This is a genomic window from Methanocaldococcus villosus KIN24-T80 (assembly GCF_000371805.1).
GTDB classification, from domain to species: Archaea; AGJL01; Methanococci; order Methanococcales; family Methanocaldococcaceae; genus Methanocaldococcus; species Methanocaldococcus villosus.
Genome location: NZ_AQUK01000001.1, coordinates 185,240 through 208,076, shown reverse-complemented (window position 1 = coordinate 208,076; position 22,837 = coordinate 185,240). Strand labels below are relative to the sequence as shown.

Here is a 22,837-nt window from a genome sequence, read left to right as displayed (position 1 = left end):
AAATATGAAAATAATTAGATCAAAAAGAGGATATATTTTTACATTAGAGGCTGTTGTTGTAGCTTTTATATTCTTATCTATATTTTATTTAGTTTATTCAATATATGGGCATAACTTTTTAACAAACTTTGAGAGTAAAAAGGATATAGATTTATTTCATAAATCACTATTACTTAAAGGATATTATATAAAGAAATATTCATTTCCGCAAGAGAAATTTTATACAATTGACATCAGCAAATATTTTGGAAATATAAATCTAAAAACTTTTGATCTTTGTCATAACTATTCTGAAAACAATGTTATTATTTATCCTGAAATAGAAAGTGTAAATTATTCCATGCTAGAAGATTATAAAATAATTGTAACAATTAATGGGAAAAATATATCATTATATTCAAATATAGTTAATACAACTACACTAAACAACTCTCTAAAAATTAGCAGAATTGGTGGTTATGCTATATTTATTTATAAAGATTCAGCTTATATTCCAATAATAATTTTAGATAGTAATACATTAAATAACCCATTAAAATATAAAGCATTTGGAAAATGTGGAGATATAATTTATATTTATTCAAATAAATCATTAAAATTTTCCATGAAAATCTTAACAAATGATAGTAACCCATTTTCACTATATAGTGATTGGAAGTATGCCACTCCAATATTGATAAAAAATAGAGATAATAAATATCTAGAAAATTATCCTGTTAAAATAATATTTAATTCAAAGGAATATATTGATGAAGGTAAGATGGATAAATTTTGTAGAGATGTAAGGTTTTTAGATAGTAATGGAAATAAATTAGATTTTTGGATAGAACCACAGAGTATTAATAAAGAACATACAATAGCATGGGTAAAAATGAATCTACTTCCTAATGAAGTTAGAGAAATATTCATGCTATATGGTAATTCAAATGCCAATTCTGAAAGTGATGGAAAGAGAGTTTTTATACTTTATGATAACTTTTCTAATTTAAATAGAAGTTTATTTAATGTAAGTGGGAATGTTAGTATTTTAAAAAGTAAATATGATAATATAAATTTCACATATTTAGCTCTAAATAACACATCTCATATTATTTCTTTTGAAAAATTTCCTTTGGAATATGCTATGAAAGCTCATGTATATTTCCATAGGAAACACAATGCCTATTTTGGGTTTTATGATGGTTATAATAGGACTATAGTAACTAACTATGAATGGGGAGGAGATATAAGGTTTGAAAATAGCATAATTGATGAAGACCATTATCAATATCTGTATCTACCATATGAATTGTATGATTCATGGGTTACATATGAGATAATTAGGGATAGTAAGAGAAGTGTATTAATTGTTAATGATAGTCAAAACTATTTTTTATCAAACTATATCCCAAATACAGTTTTACCAATAGTATTTTATGTTGATAAAGATGGTTGGTTAGATATAGATTGGGTATTTGTTAGACCTTACAACAATCCAGAGCCTATAGTGTATAATAAAGATTATGATGTAATATTATCCATAAATGGTAAAATCTTTAGAAAAAATGCCAACAGTCTTTGGAAAGAGTATGATGATATTGCTGAAGAATTAAAACCTGGATTAAATGAAATAAAGATTATCTATTCAAAATATCCATTAGAATTTTCATTTGCTTCATCAGAAGAGAATATTGATTTTAAGACTATAACATTTAGTTTAGCTAATATCTCTGTAATGGTGGTAGGGTGATTTTTGATTATGATTTGATAATAGCTACTATTATCTTGATTGTAGGGCTGGGTATGTGGAGTGTTTCTTTAGTAGAGCATAATAATGTTTATTTAGACGCTGTAAAAAATGAGTATAAAATAGATAAAGGTTTATCTACAATGGAAACACTAATAAAAAGTGGAGTTTTACAGGATTTTGTAATATTGTATAGCTTTAATGATACAGAGATAAAAAGAAAAGCTATTATGCTTTTAAATAATTCTATACCTTTGGATAGTTATAGACTGGAAATTAATAATGAAACTATCATAGAAAAAAATTTTAACTCTTCAAACACTTATATAATAGCTACACTAATTTTAAATAGATCTGAAGGTTGGTATATTATATATGGAAATGATACATATATTGACATTTTAGATAAAAGATTTCCTGATTACATGATAGCTAAAGAGTATGCTGAAAAACAATTAAATTATCCCATTTTAATGCCTGTTTATTACTCTAAAAATATCTCTTCAGTTATTGTAAAGCTATATATAAAGTGATTTTTATGTATTATACACAAATTGCTTTAGTATTAGTTTTATTGGTTTTTACTATAACATCTGTTTTTTACAACACAATAGATTTAAAAACATCTGAGATTAAGAATGAGATAGAGGTTAAAATGATCTCATTAGCTGAAAAAAATATTGAGCATACCATAAACCATAATTTAGATAAAATTGTTAATGATGTTTTTATAAATGTTAGCTATACATTGATGAAAGAACATAGATTCTTTAATAATTCATCCTCAGCTGAAGAATGTATTGAGAATAATATTACATACATATTAAATAAAACTTTATATAATGTTTGCAGGGATAATTTTACAATTATTGTGTCCCATATAAGGATAAATCCTACAAGTGAGCCAACAAGAATACTTTTAACTGGAGAAGTTTTATTAAAATATAGAAAGGAGTTAGAAAATAATGTGAGTATTATTATAAATAAGGAAATTGGCATAATTAAAGAAATAACATTAAAGGAGATACCTGATCCTTATGTTTATAATAATAAGTTTTATTACAATTGGAGTTACTGCTCACCAGTAGATGTTAATGTTAGTAATGGGCATCACATATTTAAAATAATATTAAATAACACTAATTTTAACTATACACTAATGAAAAATCCAAATGATCCCTCTGAAATAAGAATTATAGGTAGTTCTAAAATAGCTAATGAGTATATTTTATTACCATATTGGATAGAAAAGTGGAGATACAACAATATATCAGTTATTTGGGTAAATTGTAGTGAAGATAACTTAATTAATGGAAAAATATTCATATTATATAACTCTTCAACAAAAATTAATAGGGAAAATCCTCATAAAACATTCATACTGTTTGATAATTTTAACTATTTAGATAATAACTCATGGGAAATTACTGGAGGTTGTTGGATAAATAATGGGCTATTATATGTAAAAGGTCCTTATTCTAAACTCTCTACTAAAAGAAGCTTCTCATATAATTATGAGCTAATCTTCAGAGCAAATTTCTCTAGTGTTATGAAGTTAGATAGTGAAAATATTTCAGAATTTATAGGATTTTTTAAAAATGATTCTAATGGTATTGGATTTATTTACTATAATACCTCTTGGGGAAAAGAAGGGTTATATGTGAGATATGGCCAAAATCTTTCTAAAATTCCTAATTTTAGTAAATATCTAAACAACTTTTATATCTATTCTGTATCCTGGGGAGAAGATAGAGTTAGCTTTAGAATATATAATGAATATTATAATTTGTTATACAATAAATCAATAAATATAAATATAAATGAAAATTATCCAATATCTATCTGCACTGAAGGGGTATTAAATGCAACTGTTTTAGTAGATTGGTTAGTTTTAAAAGATGTTAGCAATATAATAGCTATTCCACAAAAACCAATGAGAAATATATTAGATTATCATGAAGAAAAACCAAAAACTTATAAAGGTACTATATATTATGGAGATCCTGAACAGTATATAAAGGTTAATGATGGTAGATATTCAATTATTGGCATGTTTACAAATGCTACATATAAATGGGGAAGCTGTGGATATAAACCAAAAATAGAGATAGAGTGAAGTTATGAGAGGACAGATATCTATAGATTTAATTTTAGCATTTATGATGATAATGGTTATTTCCATATTTTTATATAATAATATTATAAATTTTTCTGATAGTCTAATATCAGGGGTTTTAGCTGATAAAGTTTATGAGGTAGCAAATAAGATAGAAAATTATGCTTTATTAGCTTATTCAAATAATAATAGTTTAGCAGTAGTTTTAAAACCTATTGGTGAAGAGAATTATGTAATTTATGTAGCAAATTATACAATAAATGTTACACATCCAATAACAATAATACTAACTCCAACAAAAGATGGAGTAATGATAAAGGGTAATATAAATTATTCTGTAAATAATACTATATATGGATTTAATTTATCAAAAGGAAACATTATCTTGATAGAATACTCAGAAGGTTATATAGCTAAAAATACTTCAATATTATTCAGGTGAAGTTGATGAAAAAATATTTGATAATTTTTTTATTTATTTTTCTTTCATCAATTTTTGCTGATGTTATATTTGTTCATAATGGTTTGATGAACATAACTAATAGTACTGGAGGAGATAAATTTAATATAAATGATACAATAAATTTTGTAGCTTTAAGTATAGGTAATACTACAGAGATTATAATAGAAAATGGAACAGTAATATGGTTTTTTGGTGATGATAAGATAAAATATGGGAGAAATGTTAATCACTCTTACACTTTCCCATTTATATATCCTGTAGCTTGGGGAGGATATTATAAAAATGTTCATTACCCTCCAACAGAAACCTACAATTGGCTTATTGTTGGTGATGTATATAACACCTATTACTGGTTTATCCCTAATAATAGTTTAAATACCTGGGTGGTAGAATATTATAAAAATTACACTATAGCTAATACATCAGTTAATAATTCTAATGTAGTTATAATCAAATACCCTACAGATTTAGATATAAATGATTTAATATTTAAGGGACTAAAAGTTGGTGGAGAAGTAGGGATTATAACAGATGTCAATGAAGATAATATTGTTATTGAAGATAATATAACCTTTATCCCTAATATTAATAAAAATAATATTGAATTTATTATGTGGAATTTTGATAATAAAACATCTTTTAAATTTAAACCATCTATTATTTACACAACCCCTGGATTTCATTTTATACAGGTTTTAATAGTTGATAAATATGGGAAAGTTTGGGTAGGTTACAAAGTTATATATGTCAAACAACATTTTGGAGGTTATGTTTATTGGGTTATGGGACCTTCACATTATGGGGGAGAGGCTTATACGTATGTTTATAATAGTTCTTTAAATCATAATGATAATAGAGGAAATGAATATGTCAATCCTCATAAATTAACATACAAAGTAGGTGATAAAACTAAATTTAATATGAAAGATGCATGGGGACTTTATTGGAAATGGGACTTTGGAGATGGGGTAGAAACTGATTATACTTATAGAGAATATTTTACTCCAACAGAGCATGTATATAAATTCCCATTTATGTGGCCATTTTTCTGGATGAGTTATGGAGGAGCTGGAAGTTGGTGGAAATCAGATACTTTAAACTTTATAATTGTTGGAGATGTTGGAAATATAAAATATAACTTTTATCCAAATTTATCCAATTCTAAAACTTATAAATATGAATATGATAAAAAACATCACACCGTAAATCTTTACTATTATTCAGATATAATATCAAATCCTGTTTATAATTTAACAATAAGACAGGGATTTTATTATGATATACCTGCTGAAGTTGATAAACCAGAAGTTACTACTAATAAACCAGTAAAATTTTCTTTTAGTTATCCAGGAAAAGTAATATTTGTAATGTGGTGTTTTGGTGATGGAGATATTTCATTTGAAAGTTCTCCAACACATAGTTATACTGAAGAGGGTCTCTATTATCCTCATGTTTTAATAGTTGATGAAAATGGAAATATTGGTTTAGGTATTCCCCCACCAATAGGTGTAGGTTATTACAGTGTTCCACAAATTTATGTTAATCCTATGATAACAAGCACTGGAAAACCTGTTAACATTACTATTGTTGAGCCTAAAAGATATACTAATTTACGGCATTATATTTACTATGGGGATGGTAATAGCACAATTATAACTCCTGGAAAGTCTCCATATGCTTGGCAGTACACTTATTATAAAGAAGGGGTTTATGAAGTTTATATGTATATTTCTTATAATCATAGAAGATTTGAAAATAGTAAAAAAGTATATGTTATCAATAACAATCCACCCATAGCTTCCCTTCTTATTCTTCCTAATCCAGCCTCATATAAAGATGTGATAGAATTTAATCCAAAGAATAGTTATGATCCTGATGCTAATAGAAAGATTCCTGTATATGATCATAATGGCGAGATAATAGATAATTATACAATTCCAAAAACTTCTCCAATGGCAATGATTTATGGTTATAATTTGTTAGTCTATAATTCCTCAGGAAATTTAGTTTTTAATTATACTTCAAACTCCTTAGATCCTGTTTATCATAAGTTTCCAATTGGTAATTATACTGCAATCTTAACAGTTTGGGACGGATTTGGAGATAAGAATAAAACAGAAATAAACTTTTCTGTAATTAATAAAAAACCTGTAGCTTATTTCATATATTATCCAGAAAATCCTGATGTGGGACAAAGGATCGTACTAGATGCTTCATACTCTTTTGATCCTGAAGGGAAAATAATAAAATATAAATGGGACTTTGGAGATGGGTCAAGTTTAGAAACATACAACCCAATAGTTTATCATATTTATAATAAACCAGGATTTTATAGAATAAAATTAACAGTGTGGGATGAACTGAACGCTAATAATTCATATGAAAGATATATTACGGTTTCAGGAATTTTAGCTAATTTTACATATAATCCTAAATATCCAAAAGCTAATGAAAATATATTATTTATAGACACATCTAGATCATATCCAACTAATACAAAAATAGTTTATAGAAAATGGGACTTTGGAGATGGGAGTGTAGAAGTTAATAAAAAAGAAGTGAATCATAAATACAATAAGCCAGGAGTTTATATAGTTACACTATATGTTAAAAATAACATCAATAAATATGGTTATACATCAAAACTAATAATAGTTGGAGGAAATGAAAGTTACCCTCCAATAGCTAATTTCAACTATATAATTAATGGACTAAATGTTACCTTTAATGCATCCCCATCATATGATCCTGACGGTAGGATTATAAGATATATATGGAACTTTGGAGATGGGTCAAGTTTAGAAACATACAACCCAATAGTTTATCATATTTATAATAACTCTGGAGTTTATACTGTAGTTCTTACAGTAATAGATAATAGCAATTTATCAGACAACTGTACAAGGTATATCCATTTATATGAAGAAAATATATTCTCCATACCAGTTCCAATTTATATTCATATAATGATTTTAATATTAACATTCTATTTTATAAGGAGATATTATGAAAAATAGAGCTCAAATATCATTAGAATTTGCCTTATTATTAGCAACAGTATTGGCAGTAGCTTCTATTGTAGGATTTTATTATATAAAATCAATAGCTCAAGGTTCGGCTCATTATAAAGAAACTACATTAAAATCAGAAGCCGTTACACAAACAGAAGCTATGAAAAGAGCTGAAAGAGTTAAACAATTAATGGAATAATGAGAAAAGATTATGTTAAAAATATAGCCTTTGTATTTATAATCTCTTATTCTATCTTATCAATCTTAGAAAATTTTTTATCTAATATTCTATCATCAATTATAGGCCATCTAATGCATATTTACACATATAATAATTTATTGTTTTTTAATAATAAGATCTTTATTATTGATAGAGCTTGTACATGCTCTTTAGAGATGACCATATTCTTAAGCTTTGTTTTTGCCACACCTAAAGTAAAAATAACCTATAAAATATTATATTCCATCTTTGGATTGTTAGTTATAAATGTTGTAAATATTTTAAGGATAATTATGATAATAACATATAAAACAGACAACTTCCAATTAGCTCATGATGTTATTAGCTTTATCCTTTTTCCAGTAGCTTTATTCTTGAATGTCTTTTGGATAGTTATACTAAAAAAATTAAATATTCTTAGATGCTAATACCATATTTTTCAACTTATTATATGCCACATCTCTATTTAACAGTCTTAAACCACAGTCTGGATCAATTAGTATATCTTTTTCACTAATAAAATTATTATTTTTTATTATTTCTAATCCTTCTTTTATTAATCCTTTAATTTCTTCAACACTTTCAACTTTATTAACTTTTGTATTAACACAGCCAAAACCTACTTTCTTCTTTATTCTATCAAGAATTTCTAAGTTTTTTCTATTTGATGCAAACTCATGATCTAAAATTGATACATTAAACTCATTAAGCTCATCTATTATATTATAAACCTTTCCACAGACGTGCATGCCAAAGCTTTTATTAATACCTCTAACAATAATATCTATAGCCCTCTTAGCCACTTCAAAATCTGCAATACCTACAGATAGAATGGGTTCATCTATTTGTATATAACTTACATGATTCTTTATAGCTAATACTTCATTCCTTAAAGCTTTAGCAATATCAAATATTAGCTCTTCTTTATTAGAATAGTATTCATCTTTAACAGAGTAAGCTATTGTATTAGGCCCTGTTATTATCCCTTTAACTTCAACATTGCTATTTAGTTTTTTAGCTATTTTTTTAGCATATAAAATATCTTTTAAAGTTATTGGCTCCACAAACTCAACCCTATTAACAACTCTCCTATCTTCAAAACCAAAAAGTTTACTAGTAAAGATTTCAACCATATCTCCCCTAACCTGTCCATCACTTATAATATCAATTCCTGCATTAATTTGATCTTTAACTGCCACTTCAATAGCATATTTATATGGGTCATAAATTCCAAATATTTTTTTTATTTTATCAAAAAAATCTTCATTCTCCTTGAATACAACAGGATAACTTCCCACAACTGTAGTAATCATAATATATCACCAAAATTTAATAAGTAGAAGTTTTTTATAAATAATTTAAGGTGATGATATTGAAAATAGTTTTAGATGCATCAGCTATATTACATGGATATAATCCATTAACTGAAGATGCTAACCATTACATAACTCCAGAAGCTTTAGAAGAGATAAAATCCAATAGAGTTATTGTTGATCAAGCTATTAGGTTTGGAAAGCTAAAAATAAGATCTCCTAAAGAAGAGTTTATAAATAAAGTTAAAGAAACTGCACTAAAGACTGGTGATAGACTGTCAGAACAGGATGTGTCAGTATTAGCTTTGAGTTTAGAGTTAAAAGCAATTTTATACACTGATGATTATGCTATGCAAAATGTAGCTAAAAAGTTGAATATTAATGTTAAGGGGATAAGATATAAAACTAATAGACAAATTGTCTGGAGAAAGGTTTGTATTGGATGTAAAAAAATATATCCTGCTAATTATGATGAAGATGAATGTGAAATATGTGGTAGTCCTCTAAAAAGAAAAGCAGTAAAAATTAAAAAGTGATCCTTTATGTATATAGTTAGCTTTGGAGTAGATATAGCTGATAATGATGTTGAAGCTAATAAAGATATTAATGATTTAGTAGATAAGGAAGTCAGAGAAAGATTAGCAAGATATGGAATTAAAGGGAGAATATCTAATGTGACTGGAGATGATATTGTCATAACCTCACTAACTCCAAAAGATAAGTTAGAACTCAATAATAAGATAATATTTGAAACATTAAAAAAATATGCAAAAAGTTTTGATGACTTGAATGGAGTAGCTGAAAAACCAGAAAAAGCTAAAGAAGGTGTATCATATGCCATAACAGAAGCTCTATCTGATTATGGAGATGCTATTATAGTTAGTTTTGACACATACGGTGGAGAAAAAATGGTAAATGAGATGGCACTAACTGTTAAAGAAATTTGTGAGAAGCTAAACTACAATGTTGATTCTTCAGTTACTGAAGGACCAAAATATATACATGGTGTAGGCTATACTGGTAAAGAAACAGATGATCCTGTTGTTGTTATAGCTGTGAGAGAGTTGGAAGATATTAAGAAATTATCATGTATAATATTTGGAACATTATTAAGTTTTGATAACCTATACTTTGTTAAATCTGGAGAAAAAATAAATATTCTCCCTCCTGGGGTTATTTATACTATGAGTGCTTTTTTAAATGGGAATATTATAGATCTTTATGATGGAATAAAAAAGAGATTGATAATTTAAGTGATAATCATGGAACTTCTTTCTCCTGCAGGAGATATGACCTGTCTAAGGACAGCTATAAAGTATGGAGCTGATGCAGTTTATTGTGGTTTAAAAGAATTTAGTATGAGAAAAACTGCCAAAAATTTTACAAGAGATGAATTAAAAGAGGCAGTTAAGTATGTTCATGACAATGATAAGAAGATATACCTATGCCTAAACACAGTAATTTATGAAGATGAATTAGATAAGGCAATAGATATTATTAACTTTGCTCATTCAATAGATATAGATGCTTTAATATTAAGTGATATATCTTTGATGGAATATGCTAACTCATTAGGCATTGATGTACATGCAAGTGTGCAATGTAATATAACAAACTCTAATTTAGCAAAATTTTATAGTAGATATTGTAAAAGAATTGTTTTGTCAAGAGAATTGACATTAAACCAAATAAAGATAATAAAAGAAAATTTAAAAAGAGATGGAGTTAATTTAGAGTTAGAAGGGTTTGTTCATGGAGCTTTATGTGTTGCTATAAGTGGAAGGTGTTTCTTAAGTGCTTATTTATTTAACAAACATGCAAACTGTGGAGAGTGCTTACAACCATGTAGAAGAAAATGGAAATTAATAAATGAACATCATGATGGAACATATGAGATCTTATGTGAGGGAAAATTCTTACTATCTCCTAAAGATCTTTGTATGATTGAACATATTCCTGAATTAATAGGGGTGTTAGATGCATTTAAAATTGAAGGTAGGGCAAAGAATGCTGATTATGTTATGAGAGTTACAAAAGTTTATAGAGAGGCTATAGATAGTTATTTTGATGGGTCATATTATGATAAATTAGAGTATTTCAAAAAAGAACTTAGTAAGGTTTATAATAGAGGGTATGATACAGGATTTTATTTTAGAGATGTTAGCAATAAAATTGATTTTCAATATGATAGAGAGGGTAATATTTCAGAGTATAAAAAAGTAGAAATTGGAAGAGTTGTGAATTTTTACAAAAAAATAAATGTTGCTGAGATAGAGTTATATCATGATTTAAAGGTTGGTGATGTAATATTAATAATGGGGAAAACCACAGGATGTGTGGAAGAGAAAGTTGACAGTATGGAAATAAACCATAAAAAGGTTAAAATAGCTAAAAAAGGAGAAAGAGTAGGGGTAAAGTTAAATAATTTGGTTAGGGAAGGGGATAAAGTTTATCTATTAAAGAAACTATCCTAAAGTTTTTATAATAGCTAAAGCAAAGTCTTTTGCATATTCTGGTGATTTTCCTGTGACAATCTTGCCATCAATAACTACTCCCTCATCAACATATTCAGCCCCATATTTTTTTAATTCTTCAATTGCTTCTTTTGTAGGAAAAACTGTAGCTTTTTTATCTTTTAACACACCTGCCCTTGCTAAAACAACAGGAGATAAGCAGATTGCTGCAACAGTTTTATTCTCTCTATAAAATTCCCTTACTAACTCTAATAACTTCTCATTATTCCAAAGATATTCTTTTGATCCTATTCCTCCAGGAATAACAATGGCTATATAATCATTTGGATTTATTTCATAGATAGTCTTATCTACCTCTATTTTCCCACCTAACATTCCCACACATGTACCCTTTTGTGTAGAAACTACATCAACTCCATATCCATGCTCCTTAAAAACTTCCATAGGAATAAAAAGCTCTTCATCTCTAAAATCTTTTGGAGCTATAACCATTAATATCTTACCTTTTTCCATACTTTCACCAGATTTATGGTTATCTAAGCACATTGAAAATAATATAAATATTATAATCAGAGCTATTATCCTCAGCATTCTATCACATTATAAAGATTAGCATAAGTTTTATATATTATTTACAATTTTATTTATAGAAGCAATCCCTCCGGATTGCATATTTATAAAAATGAAGGAGGAGATAAAATGGCAATATATGTAAAGTTTAAAGTTCCAGAGGAAATCCAAAAAGAGATATTAGAAGCAATAGCTAAGGCTAAAAAAATAAAAAAAGGAGCTAATGAAGTAACAAAGGCTGTTGAGAGAGGAATTGCTAAACTAGTTATAATAGCTGAAGATGTTAAACCAGAGGAGGTTGTTGCTCACCTACCATACTTATGTGAAGAGAAAAACATTCCTTATGCATATGTAGCTTCAAAACAAGATCTTGGGAAAGCTGCAGGAATAGAAGTAGCTGCTTCATCAGTGGCAATAATTGAAGAAGACAATCCAGATGAATTAAAAGCTTTAATTGAAAAAATAAATGCATTGAAACAGTAAAAATTTTTTAATTATTCTAAATAATTTTTTCTTATTCTTTTGTTTGGTGATAAAATGGTGGAAGATGAGTTTGTATATAAAGAGGCAGTGGCTGCTGAAGTTATAGAAGTTATTGGAAGAACAGGGGTTTATGGGGAAGTTATACAAGTTAGATGTAAGATCTTAGGAGGGAAAGATGCTGGTAGAGTTTTAATTAGAAATGTTAAAGGACCTGTAAAGGTAGGAGATATAATCATGCTAAGAGAGACCGAAAGAGAGGCTAGACCATTAGATAAAAGAAGATAAATTTAAAGGTGAAAACATGCCTGAGTGGAGAAGATGCTCTTTCTGTGGCCATGAGATAGAACCAGGTACTGGAAAAATGGTTGTAGAGAAAGATGGAACAGTTCTTTACTTCTGTTCATCAAAGTGTGAAAAAAGTTATATGATGGGTAGAAATCCAAGAAAGTTAAAATGGACAAAAATTTATCAAGATATGAAAAAAGAGTTAAAAGCTAAGGAATAAATTTATTTTGTAACTTTTCTATAAAGCACTGCCTGTATTCCATGATATTTAACCATACCTGCTACTTCCTTCTGATCAGTTTTCTCATCAAAAGACACTAATTCTTTGCTGTATAATGAATATCTACTCTCTCTACCCACTACTCTTACTGAACCTCCAAATAATTTTAACCAAACTTTTCCTTCAACTCTTTCCTGGGTTTTATCTATAAATGCATCTAAATCTTCTTTTAGAGGATCAAACCACAGTCCTTTATAAATTAGCTCAGAATACAAATTATCAACAATTTCTTTGAATTTTATCTCTTCTCTGGTTAATACTAATTGTTCTAAAGCTTTATGTGCTGTTAATAACATTATAGCTCCTGGGCATTCATAAACCTCTCTTGACTTTAACCCTATAATTCTATCCTCTATTATATCTATCCTACCTACTCCATGTTTTCCTGCAATTTCATTAGCCTTTCTTATCAACTCCACAGGATTTAGCTTTTCTCCATTTATAGCTATTGGCACACCTTCTTTAAATTCTATTTCTACAACCTCTTCTTCTTTATCTTCAACAGGATTTTTTGTCCAGGCATAAACTTCTTCACTAGGGAAATTTTTAGGATCTTCTAAATCACTTCCTTCTATACTCCTACCCCAAAGATTCTCATCTATACTATATTTTTTACTTTCCTTAGGTATAGGGATATTCTTTTTCTTAGCATATTCTATTTCTTCTTCTCTTGTTAAATTTAAATCTCTTATTGGAGCAATTATTTTGATTTCTGGAGCTAATATTCTTATTGTAGTTTCAAATCTAAATTGATCATTACCCTTTCCTGTGCAACCATGGGCTATAGCTTCAGCACCTTCTTTTTTAGCAATTTCAACTACTTTTTTGGCAATTAATGGCCTTGCTAGTGCTGTTGATAGAGGATAACCTTCATACATAGCATTAGCCTTTATTGCTCTAAAGATGTAATCTTTTACAAACTCCTCTTTTGCATCTACAGTGTAATGTTTTAAAACTCCTAAACTTTTAGCTTTTTCTTCAACTTCTTTTAGCTCCTCATAAGGCAAACCTACATCCACACAGACAGATATTACTTCATAACCCATATCTTCTAATAATTTTAAACAGCAACTTGTGTCTAAACCTCCACTGTATGCTAAGACAGCTTTCATTTCCATCACCAAAAAATTTTTAGATATAAAATAATATTCTATATTTTTAAACTTAATGCACTTGGTGGTCGGGAATGTTAATAGAGAAAGTTGAAGAGTATTTAGAGAAAATAGAAAAAAATAAGGATATTAATGCATTTATTGATATTAGAAAAGAAAAAGTTTTAGAGGAAGCTAAAAGATTAGAAAAAGATGAAAAAGCTAAAAAAAAGCCACTTTATGGAAAATTAATAGCTGTTAAGGCAAATATAAATGTTGAAGGATACACTATCTCATGTGCATCAAAAACACTGGAAAATTATATATCTCCATATGATGCCACAGTTATAGAAAAAATAAAAGAGAATGGTGGGTTAATAATAGGAATAACAAACATGGATGAGTTTGCATGTGGAAGTTCTGGAGAAACTTCTTACTACGGTCCTACAAAAAATCCAAAGGCAAAAGATAGAATTCCTGGAGGATCTTCAAGTGGTTCAGCTGCAGCAGTAGCAGCTGATCTCTGTGATTTTGCATTAGGATCAGATACTGGAGGTAGTATTAGAAATCCTGCATCACACTGTGGAGTTGTTGGATTTAAGCCATCTTATGGAGTAGTTAGTAGATATGGATTATGTGATTTAGCTATGAGTTTTGACCAGATTGGACCAATAACAAAAAATGCTAAAGATGCTTTAGAGATAATGAACATTATTAAAGGTAAGGATGAGAAAGATACAACAACTGTTAATATAAAAGATTTTGAAGTAAGAGAATATAAACCAAAAGTTGGTATTGTAAAGGAGTTTATGGATGTTACAGATAAAAAGATAAGAGAAAAAATAGAAAGAGCTATAGAAGTTTTTAAAGATATGAACTGTGAAATAGTTGAGCTGAGTTATAAGTATTTAGATTTAGCATTACCAACATACTATCTAATTAACTATGTTGAATTTTATTCAGCAACAAGAAGATATGATGGGAGAAGATACGGTTATAAGATAGAGGATGTTTGTGGAGAAGAAGTGTTAAGAAGAATTACAATAGGTTCTATTATTAGCCAAAAAGAATATAGTGGAAAATACTATAAAAAGGCTTTAAAAGCTAGAAACTTATTAAAAAGGGAATATATGAAAATGATGAAGAATATTGATATCATTTTATCTCCTACTGTTCCTAAGTTACCTCACAAGCTTGGAGAAAAGATTTCCCCAATAGAGATGTATAACTATGATATATTAACAGTTATAGCAAACCTTGTAGGAGCTCCTGCAGGAGTTGTGCCATGTGGTGAGATAAACAACATACCTGTAGGACTACAGATACAGGGAAAGCCATTTGAAGATGAAAAAGTTTTAAATGCCATGATAATGTTTGAGAAGAATTTCTGCTAAACTTTCTATATACTCCCTCTTCTTTAATCCCTTTATCCATTTCTTGGGAATTGCTTTATAGCCATAATAAGCTCCTGCTATAGCTCCATAGATAGATGCTAATGTATCTGTATCTCCTCCTGCATTTACTGCTTTTAACATGCCTTCTTCAAAACTCTCCGTTAGTAAGAATGTTGCTATAGCTGATGGTACCACTTCTCTTGCAAGAGTACCTGTACCAAAGTAGTTATAAGCTTTCTGAACATTTCTGAAGTCTTTAATTTTTAATAACAAATTTGAAAACTCATTATTTAAAAATGAACAGCATCCATCCAAATCTCTCTTATTATTTAATGCATTTGCTACAAAATAACCCACAGCTAAAGCACCACTTATAGCTTCTTTATTGTTGTGAGTTATCTTAGAGATCTTTATAATCTCTTCCCTTAATTTATTTAAGTTATTATGGTATAATATAGCTAATGGATATACCCTCATCGCAGCTCCACAAGTGGGACTATCTACTCCTGAAAAGTCATTATTCTTCAATTTTTCAATTGCTTTTAATGTGGTTAATCCATAAAATTTTTTATTTCCAAAGTTTATTAAATAATTTGCAAACCTCTTTAAATCTACACTACCATTCTTATTGATAGATTTTATAATAAAAATAGCCTGTTCAGTATCATCAGTATATTCTCCTTTCTTTAGAATACCTTTTAAATAATTTTTTGGCTCAACATAATCAGTAACATATCCATAAACTTTCTGAATCTCATCCCTTGACATTCCCTCTGTTGCTGCTCCTAAAGCATCTCCAACTATAGCTCCAAATACACATCCATATATTTTATCCTTCATAACAATCATCAAGGAGTTATTATGAGTCTAAAGAAAGATAGCATATTTGTATTATTATCAAACATATATTCAAAAGTTATGGCATACTTATTTTATTTTATTACTGCCTTTTTATTAGGTGTTGACGCCTTTGGAATTTTAAGGGGGCTTATGCCAATATTAGACACACTTACAATATTCTTCTCTTCAGGAATTCCTCCATCAATGGCAAAATTCATTTCTGAAGGAAAAAAGTATAATTATATTCAAGTATTTTTTATTATGCTTACTCTATCAATATTTGGTTTTTTTATAGCTATAAATGTAAAATATATTTTAGGAGGGTATTTTTTAACTATAGATAACACTCTTTTTTACATGATTGGTTTTTGTATTATGACATCAACTATAATAGCTTTCAGTAGAGGTATATTACAGGGTTTATTAAAGATTAGATATTTGTCTTTAACATGGATAATTGAAAACACATTAAAAATAATTTTATCTATAGTCTTTATATTGTCATTTGGACTAATAGGGGCTTTTATTTCTATTTCATTATCTTATATATTAACAGGAATTTTAGCAATTTATATTATTTACAGAATTAAGAAAGAGTTTTTAAATATAGAATTCAAAGATTTAAAATTTAGTTTTGAAATATCAAAATATGCAATCCCTATAGCTCTAACTACTTCATCTTATAGACTTTTTGGAGATATAGATAATATTATTATCTTATCCCTCCTAGGAAGTTATTGGAGTGGGGTTTATGGTTATTCAGCATTATTGTCAAGAGGAATTTATATGATCTCATCATCAATCTCCATCCCATTACTACCAAGAATTGCTAGTGGTAAAAATATAGATGTCCTAAAAGAGGGATTATTATTAAATACTATTTTAGCTTCTTCTTTTGTTATTATATTTCTGATTTTTCCAGATAAGATTTTAAAACTGTTATTTAACACAGTTGAACCTCATAGTATTGAATGTTTAAAAATTTTAGCTTTGTCATCATTATTTATGAGCTATTATTCAATAATTTCCTCAGCTATGCAAGGGTTAGGATTTGCTAAAATTTCCCTCTACATTATAATATTTGGAGTTTTAATTAATATCATTCTAAATTACATCTTAATAAACTCATTTGGAATTATTGGAGGTAGCTTAGCTACATTAATCTCATCAGTTTTTATGCTCATACTTGGAATAATAGCTATAAGGAGGATAGATTATGATATCAATAATCTTAGGAACAAGGCCAGAGATTATAAAACTCTCTCCTATAATAAGAGAGCTAAAAAGTGAAGAATTTTTTATAATCCATACTAATCAGCATTATTCAGAGAATATGGATAAGATATTTTTTCAAGAACTAAATCTACCAAAACCAAAATATAATTTAAATATTGGTTCTGGAACACATGGGGAGCAAACTGGAAAGATGTTAATAGAGATAGAAAAAGTCCTTTTAAAAGAAAAACCAAATATTGTTATTGTTCAAGGGGATACAAATACTGTTTTGGCTGGAGCTTTAGCAGCATCAAAATTAAAAATAAAAGTTGCTCATGTTGAAGCAGGATTGAGGAGTTATGATAAAAATATGCCAGAGGAAATAAATAGGGTTTTAACTGATCATATAAGCGATTACCTCTTTGCTCCAACTGAAATAGCTAAAAATAATTTATTAAAAGAGGGCATAAAAGATAATATTTTTGTTGTTGGAAACACTATAGTAGATGCCACTTTACAAAATTTAGAGATTGCAGAAAAAAATGATCATATAAAGGGGTTTTTTAATAGTGTTGTTGATAAGGATTATTTTTTATTGACCCTTCATAGAGCTGAAAATGTAGATAACAGAGAGAGGTTAGAAAGGATAGTTAATAATATAAATGAGCTTTCAGATATTTATGATTATGACATAATCTTTCCTATCCATCCAAGAACCAAAAAAAGATTGATAGAGTTTAATTTATTTGATAAACTAAAAAGCAACAAAAAAATAAAAATCATTGAGCCAGTTGGCTATTTAGAGTTTTTAATACTGGAAAAGAATGCTAAGCTAATTTTAACAGATAGTGGAGGGGTTCAAGAAGAAGCTTGCATTTTAAAAATTCCATGTATAACTTTGAGGGACAATACAGAAAGACCTGAGACATTAGAAGTTGGAAGCAATATTTTAGTTGGGGATAATAAAGAAAAATTAATTAAAGCTGTTGAACTCATGCTGAACAAAAAAAGAGATTGGAAAAACCCATTTGGGGATGGAAAGGCTGGAAAGAGGATTGTAAGGATATTAAGGGGGATAATATGAGCAAGATATTATTTAAAACTCCTTGTACTACATGGACATTTGATAGTTTAATGTCTTGTGTTTTTGGGATAAAAAGTTCTGATGTTAGAGTATATTTTGATATTTTAAAGCATAAAAATTCAAAAATAACTGATATAGCTAATAGATTAAATAGAGATAGAAGTACAATACAGAGGTCTGTTCAAAATTTAATGAGTGCTGGATTGGTTAAGAGAAGACAGATAAATTTGAAAGATGGAGGATACTATTATGTATATTCTGCCATACCATTTGAGGAAGTAAAGAAGAAGATAAAAGAGACATTAGATATATGGTATAATCAAATGAAAGCTTGGGTAGAAGAGATTGAAGCTGATGATGTAATAAATGAGTTAAGGGATTAAATTATGTTAACCTTCTTAGGAACATCAGCAGCTGTTCCTACAAAAAGGAGGAATCATATAGGGATAGCATTAAAGTATGATGGAGATGTTTTTTTATTTGACTGTGGGGAGAATATACAGAGGCAGATGTTATCAACTAAAGTATCCCCAATGAGGATTAAATCAATATTTATTACCCATCTCCATGGAGATCACATACTTGGCTTACCTGGATTATTACAGAGTTTGGCATTTATGGGAAGAAAGAATAAATTAAAGATCTATGGGCCTGAAGGTATAGAAGATATTGTTAGAATGTCTTTAAATTTTGGATACTTTGTTAGAGAGTATGATATAGAAGTGATAACAGTAAAAACAGACAATCCAAAAATTATTGAAAAAACTGAGAAATATGAAATAATAGCATATCCTACTAAACATAGTATAGAATCTTATGGATATATCTTTAAAGAAATAAAAAAACCAAGATTAAATCCAGAAAAAGCTAAAGAGTTTGGTGTTAGAAAAGAAGATTTTAAAAAACTGAAAAATGGGATACCTGTAAAGAGTATATATGGATTAACTGTTTATCCTTATCAAGTTTTATTACCTCCAAAAAAAGGAATGTGTTTAGCTTATTCAGGAGATACATTACCAATAGAAGACTTTGGTAGATATTTGAAAAATTTAGGATGTGATTTTCTCATACATGAAGCTACTTTTGATGATAATTTAAAAGATGAAGCTATAGAAACAATGCACTCAACAATTGGTGATGCTGTAAATATAGCAAAAATAGCAGGAGTTAAAGTCCTTTTTTTAACACATATATCAGCAAGGTATGATAAAGAATACTTTAATATTTATAAGAGTAATGCTGAAAAATATAGTAATGAAAAATTTAAGATCTTTATACCAGAAGATTTAGAGAGCTATAATTTAAAAGATTTTCTCTGATTTTTTATTTTTTTAACTAATAATTCACTATCATTTTCTCTTTTCTCTCTCTTTATTTTATCTTCTTCTTCCCAAACTCTACCAGTATATCTTTTAGCTATAATATAAATTTCAGAACTCTCCTTTCTTGAAGCTCTAGGTTTTGATAGATAAACCCTTTCAAAATATTTTTCTACTAACTTTTTATAATCATTAACCATATCACCATAAAACACTTTAGCTAAAAAATTTCCTCTCTCTTTTAGCATTTCTGTAGCTATTTGTAAGGCTGTTTTACAGAGATCTATTGATCTTGCATGATCAAAATCCCAATAACCACTAATGTTTGGAGAAGCATCACTAATAACTACATCAACTTTCTTATCTTCATTTGGAATAAGCTCTTTTATCTTCTTTAAATTTTCTTCTAATGTAAAATCTCCTTTTATGGCTATAACATTGTTATATTTAAATGGTTTAACCTTTTGTAAATCTATCCCTATAACAAATCCCTCTTCTCCCACAATCTCTCTTGCAACTTGCATCCACCCTCCAGGAGCACAACCTAAATCTAAAACAACATTTCCTGGTTTTATAATATTAAATTTTTCATTTAATTGCATTAATTTAAATGAAGCCCTTGATCTATAATTTAATTTTTTTGCTAATTTATAATATAAATCCCTTTTTCTTTTTTTTATCCATTTTATGTTCTTTTTAACCATATTTCCACCAATAAAAGAAAAAATCATCTTCTAATAAGCTTTACCATCTGATCAAATATAAATTCAGTATCTCTTGGTCCTGGTCTAGCTTCTGGATGGAATTGAACAGAAAGGATATCTTTATCAGCAATACCTTCTACTGTGTTATCATTTAAATTTTTAAATATAATGTCAGCATCAACATCTTTAACAGCAAATCCATGGTTTTGTGAGGTGATATAAACCTTTCCATCCCTTAAATCTTTAACAGGATGATTTCCTCCTCTATGACCAAATTTCATTTTATAAGTGTCTCCTCCTAAAGCTAAGGCTAATAATTGATTTCCCAAACAAATACCTGTTAAAGGTAAGTGACCAAATAAACATTTTATTGTTTTTATAACCTCTTTTAACCTTTTTGGATCTCCAGGACCATTAGAAATAAGAACAAAGTCTGGTTTATATTCTAAAATTTTATCATAGCTTGTGTTATAAGGTACTTGAATTACCTCACAGTTTCTCTTTAATAAATTATTAATTATATTCTTCTTTACCCCACAGTCAATTAAAACACACCTATATTTTACTTTATCAGGTTTATGAATTATAACTTTTTTAGTGGATACTAATGGTACTAAATCAATTTCAGATATATCCTTATAATCTTTAACTTTTTCTTTAATCTCTTCTATTTCATCTTTTCCAATTTTTTCACCAGTTTTTAAACAGGCCTTAACTACCCCTCCACTTCTGATCTTTTTTGTTAAAAATCTTGTGTCTATTCCCTCAATGCCTGGAATGTCATATGATTTTAAGAACTCTTTTATACTATCAGATGTAGCTTCTCTAACAACATACCCCTCAACCTTTATTCCATCAGATTCAAACCATCTCTCAGAAACTCCATAGTTTCCAATTAAAGGGTAAGTCATTACAACAATTTGACCTTTATAAGATGGATCAGTTAATACCTCTACATAACCTGTCATAACAGTTGTAAACACCAGCTCTCCATAAACTTCCTTCTCTGCCCCAAATCCATAACCTTTTAAAACAGTTCCATCTTCTAAAACTAATACAGCTTCCATATCAGCTCACCTATTAACTATTTCTTTTATGGCATTAACAACGTATTCAACTTGCTCCCATTCTAAACCATAAACACTCATTTTAACCTCTTTAGTCACTCCAGGCTTAATTCCAGTAATCCCTCTCTTCTTTAACTCATCATAAAAAAAGTATCCTTTCCTTTTGTCTCTTTTAGCAATTTCATCTAATATTGGTGTCTCAAATTTTATTAAATCATGTTCTTTTGGTTTAATTCCAAGCTGTTTAAATCCTATTTTTTCAAGCTCATCAACAACATATCTTGTTTTTTTAATTTCATCCTCCCAATACTTAACCCTATTAACCACATAAGGAAATGAAGCCATTAATGTTATTAATGGCAAACCCCTACTTGTGCAACCTAAAAATTCTACTTCTTTTATAGGATATCTTTTAGATGTCTTAATCACTTCAGAAAACTCTTCATTAAATGCTAGCACACCTATTGGTCCTGAAGCTGCCATACTTTTGTGTCCTGATGCTACTATAAAATCTGCCTTTAATTTTTTCCCATCTACGGGCATTCTTCCTACTGTATAAGCACAGTTTAAGAGAAATGGATAACCTTTACTTTTAGCTATCTTTCCAACCTTTTTAGCATCATTTAAATTACCAAAATTCCCATCAACATGTGTTAATAAAATTAAACCTATAGATTTATTCTTGTCCTCCAATTCATCAATAACCTCTTTATATCTTTCTAAGTCTATCTTATATATAGGATACTCTTTCTCATATCCTACTTCAGCTATATTTAATTTAGCCCTTTCTGCTGCTAAATAGCTTGTATAGTGAGCATTTTTATCTAATACAATATAATCTCCTTCTTTACATAATGCATGCATAACTATAAATTTTCCTTCTCTTGCTCCATGGGTTAGTCTAACTATATCCATATTCAAAAATTCTGATAAATCATTTAAAAAATCTCTTACTGGAGGATTGTCAATTTCATCTAACCTACCATGGCAAAAGTCACAAATACTATATCCATCCCAAAATTCATATATTGCCTTTTTAGCCTCTGAAGGAATTACTCCTCCTCTTTGTATAGGATTTAAATTAATTGTTTCTCTATTTTGCCTCTTTAAGTTTTTATACCTATCTAAATTCAAACATATCACCCAGAAGCTAAATTATATTATATAATTAATTTATAATTT

General features: G+C 28.4%; 25 protein-coding genes. 18 read left to right on the top strand and 7 right to left on the bottom strand.

Going from position 1 to position 22,837, the window contains the following annotated elements; genetic code table 11:
• Window positions 1-4: 4 nt before the first annotated feature.
• The 7 genes from METVI_RS0101165 to artD are packed head-to-tail and all read left to right on the top strand — an operon-like array spanning window position 5 to window position 7,964.
• Entirely contained in the window at window positions 5-1,729 is a 1,725-nt protein-coding gene (locus METVI_RS0101165) for a DUF2341 domain-containing protein (RefSeq protein ID WP_004590147.1), read from the top strand.
• Entirely contained in the window at window positions 1,726-2,259 is a 534-nt protein-coding gene (locus METVI_RS0101160) for a hypothetical protein (protein ID WP_004590145.1), read from the top strand. The genes METVI_RS0101165 and METVI_RS0101160 overlap by 4 nt, the downstream gene beginning before the upstream one ends.
• Before the next feature lie 5 nt (window positions 2,260-2,264).
• A complete protein-coding gene (locus METVI_RS0101155; protein ID WP_004590142.1) occupies window positions 2,265-3,842 on the top strand; it encodes a DUF2341 domain-containing protein in 1,578 nt (525 codons plus the stop codon).
• Window positions 3,843-3,846: 4 nt separating this feature from the next.
• The gene (locus METVI_RS0101150; protein WP_004590141.1) at window positions 3,847-4,284 is read left to right on the top strand and encodes a hypothetical protein; all 438 of its coding nucleotides are present in this window, start codon (window positions 3,847-3,849) and stop codon (window positions 4,282-4,284) included.
• 5 nt (window positions 4,285-4,289) lie between these two features.
• Entirely contained in the window at window positions 4,290-7,322 is a 3,033-nt protein-coding gene (locus METVI_RS0101145) for a PKD domain-containing protein (protein WP_004590140.1), read from the top strand.
• Entirely contained in the window at window positions 7,312-7,515 is a 204-nt protein-coding gene (locus tag METVI_RS0101140) for a class III signal peptide domain-containing protein, archaeosortase D/PIP-CTERM system-associated (RefSeq protein ID WP_004590139.1), read from the top strand. The genes METVI_RS0101145 and METVI_RS0101140 overlap by 11 nt, the downstream gene beginning before the upstream one ends.
• Entirely contained in the window at window positions 7,515-7,964 is a 450-nt protein-coding gene (artD, locus tag METVI_RS0101135) for an archaeosortase D (protein WP_004590138.1), read from the top strand. The genes METVI_RS0101140 and artD overlap by 1 nt, the downstream gene beginning before the upstream one ends.
• Here artD and METVI_RS0101130 read toward each other — a convergent pair.
• A complete protein-coding gene (locus tag METVI_RS0101130; protein WP_017980940.1) occupies window positions 7,944-8,849 on the bottom strand; it encodes a methionine synthase in 906 nt (301 codons plus the stop codon). The two genes, artD and METVI_RS0101130, sit on opposite strands and share 21 nt — an antisense overlap.
• 59 nt (window positions 8,850-8,908) lie before the next feature.
• Here METVI_RS0101130 and METVI_RS0101125 point away from each other — a divergent pair, with 59 nt between their 5' ends.
• The 3 genes from METVI_RS0101125 to METVI_RS0101115 are packed head-to-tail and all read left to right on the top strand — an operon-like array spanning window position 8,909 to window position 11,323.
• Window positions 8,909-9,385 (top strand): type II toxin-antitoxin system VapC family toxin, encoded by a 477-nt coding sequence (locus METVI_RS0101125; RefSeq protein ID WP_004590136.1) that lies wholly within the window; start codon window positions 8,909-8,911, stop codon window positions 9,383-9,385.
• A 6-nt stretch (window positions 9,386-9,391) separates the two neighbouring features.
• Complete coding sequence (locus METVI_RS0101120) at window positions 9,392-10,102, top strand: hypothetical protein (protein WP_004590135.1); 711 nt, start codon at window positions 9,392-9,394, stop codon at window positions 10,100-10,102.
• A 9-nt stretch (window positions 10,103-10,111) separates the two neighbouring features.
• The gene (locus tag METVI_RS0101115; protein WP_004590133.1) at window positions 10,112-11,323 is read left to right on the top strand and encodes a U32 family peptidase; all 1,212 of its coding nucleotides are present in this window, start codon (window positions 10,112-10,114) and stop codon (window positions 11,321-11,323) included.
• On the opposite strand, the gene METVI_RS0101110 is transcribed toward METVI_RS0101115, so the two are convergent.
• Window positions 11,315-11,914: a DJ-1/PfpI/YhbO family deglycase/protease gene (locus tag METVI_RS0101110; RefSeq protein ID WP_004590131.1), complete on the bottom strand. Its 600-nt coding sequence runs from the start codon at window positions 11,912-11,914 to the stop codon at window positions 11,315-11,317. The two genes, METVI_RS0101115 and METVI_RS0101110, sit on opposite strands and share 9 nt — an antisense overlap.
• 108 nt (window positions 11,915-12,022) lie before the next feature.
• Between METVI_RS0101110 and rpl7ae the strand changes: the two genes are divergently transcribed.
• From rpl7ae to METVI_RS0101095, 3 genes are read left to right on the top strand one after another with little or no spacing between them, the layout of a single operon-like run.
• Window positions 12,023-12,376, top strand: coding sequence for a 50S ribosomal protein L7Ae (rpl7ae, locus tag METVI_RS0101105; RefSeq protein ID WP_004590129.1), 354 nt, complete (start codon window positions 12,023-12,025; stop codon window positions 12,374-12,376).
• Window positions 12,377-12,433: 57 nt separating this feature from the next.
• A complete protein-coding gene (locus METVI_RS0101100; protein ID WP_004590127.1) occupies window positions 12,434-12,661 on the top strand; it encodes a 30S ribosomal protein S28e in 228 nt (75 codons plus the stop codon).
• A gap of 16 nt (window positions 12,662-12,677) precedes the next feature.
• Window positions 12,678-12,881 (top strand): 50S ribosomal protein L24e, encoded by a 204-nt coding sequence (locus METVI_RS0101095; protein ID WP_004590126.1) that lies wholly within the window; start codon window positions 12,678-12,680, stop codon window positions 12,879-12,881.
• Window positions 12,882-12,883: 2 nt separating this feature from the next.
• On the opposite strand, the gene METVI_RS0101090 is transcribed toward METVI_RS0101095, so the two are convergent.
• Window positions 12,884-14,059 carry an argininosuccinate synthase gene (locus METVI_RS0101090; protein WP_040682698.1) on the bottom strand — a complete coding sequence of 392 codons (1,176 nt, stop codon included), beginning with the start codon at window positions 14,057-14,059 and terminating at the stop codon, window positions 12,884-12,886.
• 68 nt (window positions 14,060-14,127) lie between these two features.
• On the opposite strand from METVI_RS0101090, the gene gatA reads away from it, so the two are divergent.
• On the top strand, window positions 14,128-15,426 hold the full coding sequence (gatA, locus tag METVI_RS0101085; protein WP_004590124.1) for an Asp-tRNA(Asn)/Glu-tRNA(Gln) amidotransferase subunit GatA: 1,299 nt from the start codon (window positions 14,128-14,130) through the stop codon (window positions 15,424-15,426).
• Here gatA and METVI_RS0101080 read toward each other — a convergent pair.
• Window positions 15,388-16,266: an ADP-ribosylglycohydrolase family protein gene (locus METVI_RS0101080; RefSeq protein WP_004590122.1), complete on the bottom strand. Its 879-nt coding sequence runs from the start codon at window positions 16,264-16,266 to the stop codon at window positions 15,388-15,390. The two genes, gatA and METVI_RS0101080, sit on opposite strands and share 39 nt — an antisense overlap.
• A gap of 21 nt (window positions 16,267-16,287) precedes the next feature.
• Here METVI_RS0101080 and METVI_RS0101075 point away from each other — a divergent pair, with 21 nt between their 5' ends.
• The 4 genes from METVI_RS0101075 to rnz are packed head-to-tail and all read left to right on the top strand — an operon-like array spanning window position 16,288 to window position 19,884.
• On the top strand, window positions 16,288-17,556 hold the full coding sequence (locus METVI_RS0101075) for a flippase (protein ID WP_017980938.1): 1,269 nt from the start codon (window positions 16,288-16,290) through the stop codon (window positions 17,554-17,556).
• Entirely contained in the window at window positions 17,483-18,565 is a 1,083-nt protein-coding gene (gene wecB / locus METVI_RS0101070) for a non-hydrolyzing UDP-N-acetylglucosamine 2-epimerase (protein ID WP_004590121.1), read from the top strand. Before METVI_RS0101075 ends, wecB begins: the two co-directional genes overlap by 74 nt.
• Entirely contained in the window at window positions 18,562-18,948 is a 387-nt protein-coding gene (locus tag METVI_RS0101065; protein ID WP_004590120.1) for a helix-turn-helix domain-containing protein, read from the top strand. Before wecB ends, METVI_RS0101065 begins: the two co-directional genes overlap by 4 nt.
• Before the next feature lie 3 nt (window positions 18,949-18,951).
• The gene (gene rnz / locus METVI_RS0101060; RefSeq protein WP_004590119.1) at window positions 18,952-19,884 is read left to right on the top strand and encodes a ribonuclease Z; all 933 of its coding nucleotides are present in this window, start codon (window positions 18,952-18,954) and stop codon (window positions 19,882-19,884) included.
• Here rnz and METVI_RS0101055 read toward each other — a convergent pair.
• From METVI_RS0101055 to pscS, 3 genes are read right to left on the bottom strand one after another with little or no spacing between them, the layout of a single operon-like run.
• On the bottom strand, window positions 19,860-20,588 hold the full coding sequence (locus tag METVI_RS0101055) for an RlmE family RNA methyltransferase (protein ID WP_017980937.1): 729 nt from the start codon (window positions 20,586-20,588) through the stop codon (window positions 19,860-19,862). The genes rnz and METVI_RS0101055 overlap by 25 nt on opposite strands.
• 23 nt (window positions 20,589-20,611) lie before the next feature.
• Window positions 20,612-21,655, bottom strand: a complete 1,044-nt coding sequence (carA, locus tag METVI_RS0101050; RefSeq protein ID WP_004590118.1) for a glutamine-hydrolyzing carbamoyl-phosphate synthase small subunit — start codon at window positions 21,653-21,655, stop codon at window positions 20,612-20,614.
• 6 nt (window positions 21,656-21,661) lie between these two features.
• Window positions 21,662-22,789, bottom strand: a complete 1,128-nt coding sequence (gene pscS, locus METVI_RS0101045) for an O-phospho-L-seryl-tRNA:Cys-tRNA synthase (protein WP_004590117.1) — start codon at window positions 22,787-22,789, stop codon at window positions 21,662-21,664.
• Window positions 22,790-22,837: the final 48 nt, after the last annotated feature.

Excerpts from the sequence above, each read along its gene's own strand:
- artD (WP_004590138.1), top strand. The coding sequence starts at position 7,515 with ATGAGAAAAGATTATGTTAAAAATATAGCCTTTGTATTTATAATCTCT.
- METVI_RS0101140 (WP_004590139.1), top strand. The coding sequence starts at position 7,312 with ATGAAAAATAGAGCTCAAATATCATTAGAATTTGCCTTATTATTAGCA.
- METVI_RS0101095 (WP_004590126.1), top strand. The coding sequence starts at position 12,678 with ATGCCTGAGTGGAGAAGATGCTCTTTCTGTGGCCATGAGATAGAACCA.
- METVI_RS0101065 (WP_004590120.1), top strand. The coding sequence starts at position 18,562 with ATGAGCAAGATATTATTTAAAACTCCTTGTACTACATGGACATTTGAT.
- METVI_RS0101090 (WP_040682698.1), bottom strand. The coding sequence starts at position 14,059 with ATGGAAATGAAAGCTGTCTTAGCATACAGTGGAGGTTTAGACACAAGT.
- METVI_RS0101165 (WP_004590147.1), top strand. The coding sequence starts at position 5 with ATGAAAATAATTAGATCAAAAAGAGGATATATTTTTACATTAGAGGCT.
- METVI_RS0101075 (WP_017980938.1), top strand. The coding sequence starts at position 16,288 with ATGAGTCTAAAGAAAGATAGCATATTTGTATTATTATCAAACATATAT.
- gatA (WP_004590124.1), top strand. The coding sequence starts at position 14,128 with ATGTTAATAGAGAAAGTTGAAGAGTATTTAGAGAAAATAGAAAAAAAT.
- METVI_RS0101150 (WP_004590141.1), top strand. The coding sequence starts at position 3,847 with ATGAGAGGACAGATATCTATAGATTTAATTTTAGCATTTATGATGATA.
- rnz (WP_004590119.1), top strand. The coding sequence starts at position 18,952 with ATGTTAACCTTCTTAGGAACATCAGCAGCTGTTCCTACAAAAAGGAGG.
- METVI_RS0101120 (WP_004590135.1), top strand. The coding sequence starts at position 9,392 with ATGTATATAGTTAGCTTTGGAGTAGATATAGCTGATAATGATGTTGAA.
- METVI_RS0101115 (WP_004590133.1), top strand. The coding sequence starts at position 10,112 with ATGGAACTTCTTTCTCCTGCAGGAGATATGACCTGTCTAAGGACAGCT.
- METVI_RS0101080 (WP_004590122.1), bottom strand. The coding sequence starts at position 16,266 with ATGAAGGATAAAATATATGGATGTGTATTTGGAGCTATAGTTGGAGAT.
- carA (WP_004590118.1), bottom strand. The coding sequence starts at position 21,655 with ATGGAAGCTGTATTAGTTTTAGAAGATGGAACTGTTTTAAAAGGTTAT.
- rpl7ae (WP_004590129.1), top strand. The coding sequence starts at position 12,023 with ATGGCAATATATGTAAAGTTTAAAGTTCCAGAGGAAATCCAAAAAGAG.
- METVI_RS0101055 (WP_017980937.1), bottom strand. The coding sequence starts at position 20,588 with ATGGTTAAAAAGAACATAAAATGGATAAAAAAAAGAAAAAGGGATTTA.
- METVI_RS0101110 (WP_004590131.1), bottom strand. The coding sequence starts at position 11,914 with ATGCTGAGGATAATAGCTCTGATTATAATATTTATATTATTTTCAATG.
- METVI_RS0101130 (WP_017980940.1), bottom strand. The coding sequence starts at position 8,849 with ATGATTACTACAGTTGTGGGAAGTTATCCTGTTGTATTCAAGGAGAAT.
- METVI_RS0101145 (WP_004590140.1), top strand. The coding sequence starts at position 4,290 with ATGAAAAAATATTTGATAATTTTTTTATTTATTTTTCTTTCATCAATT.
- wecB (WP_004590121.1), top strand. The coding sequence starts at position 17,483 with ATGATATCAATAATCTTAGGAACAAGGCCAGAGATTATAAAACTCTCT.
- METVI_RS0101155 (WP_004590142.1), top strand. The coding sequence starts at position 2,265 with ATGTATTATACACAAATTGCTTTAGTATTAGTTTTATTGGTTTTTACT.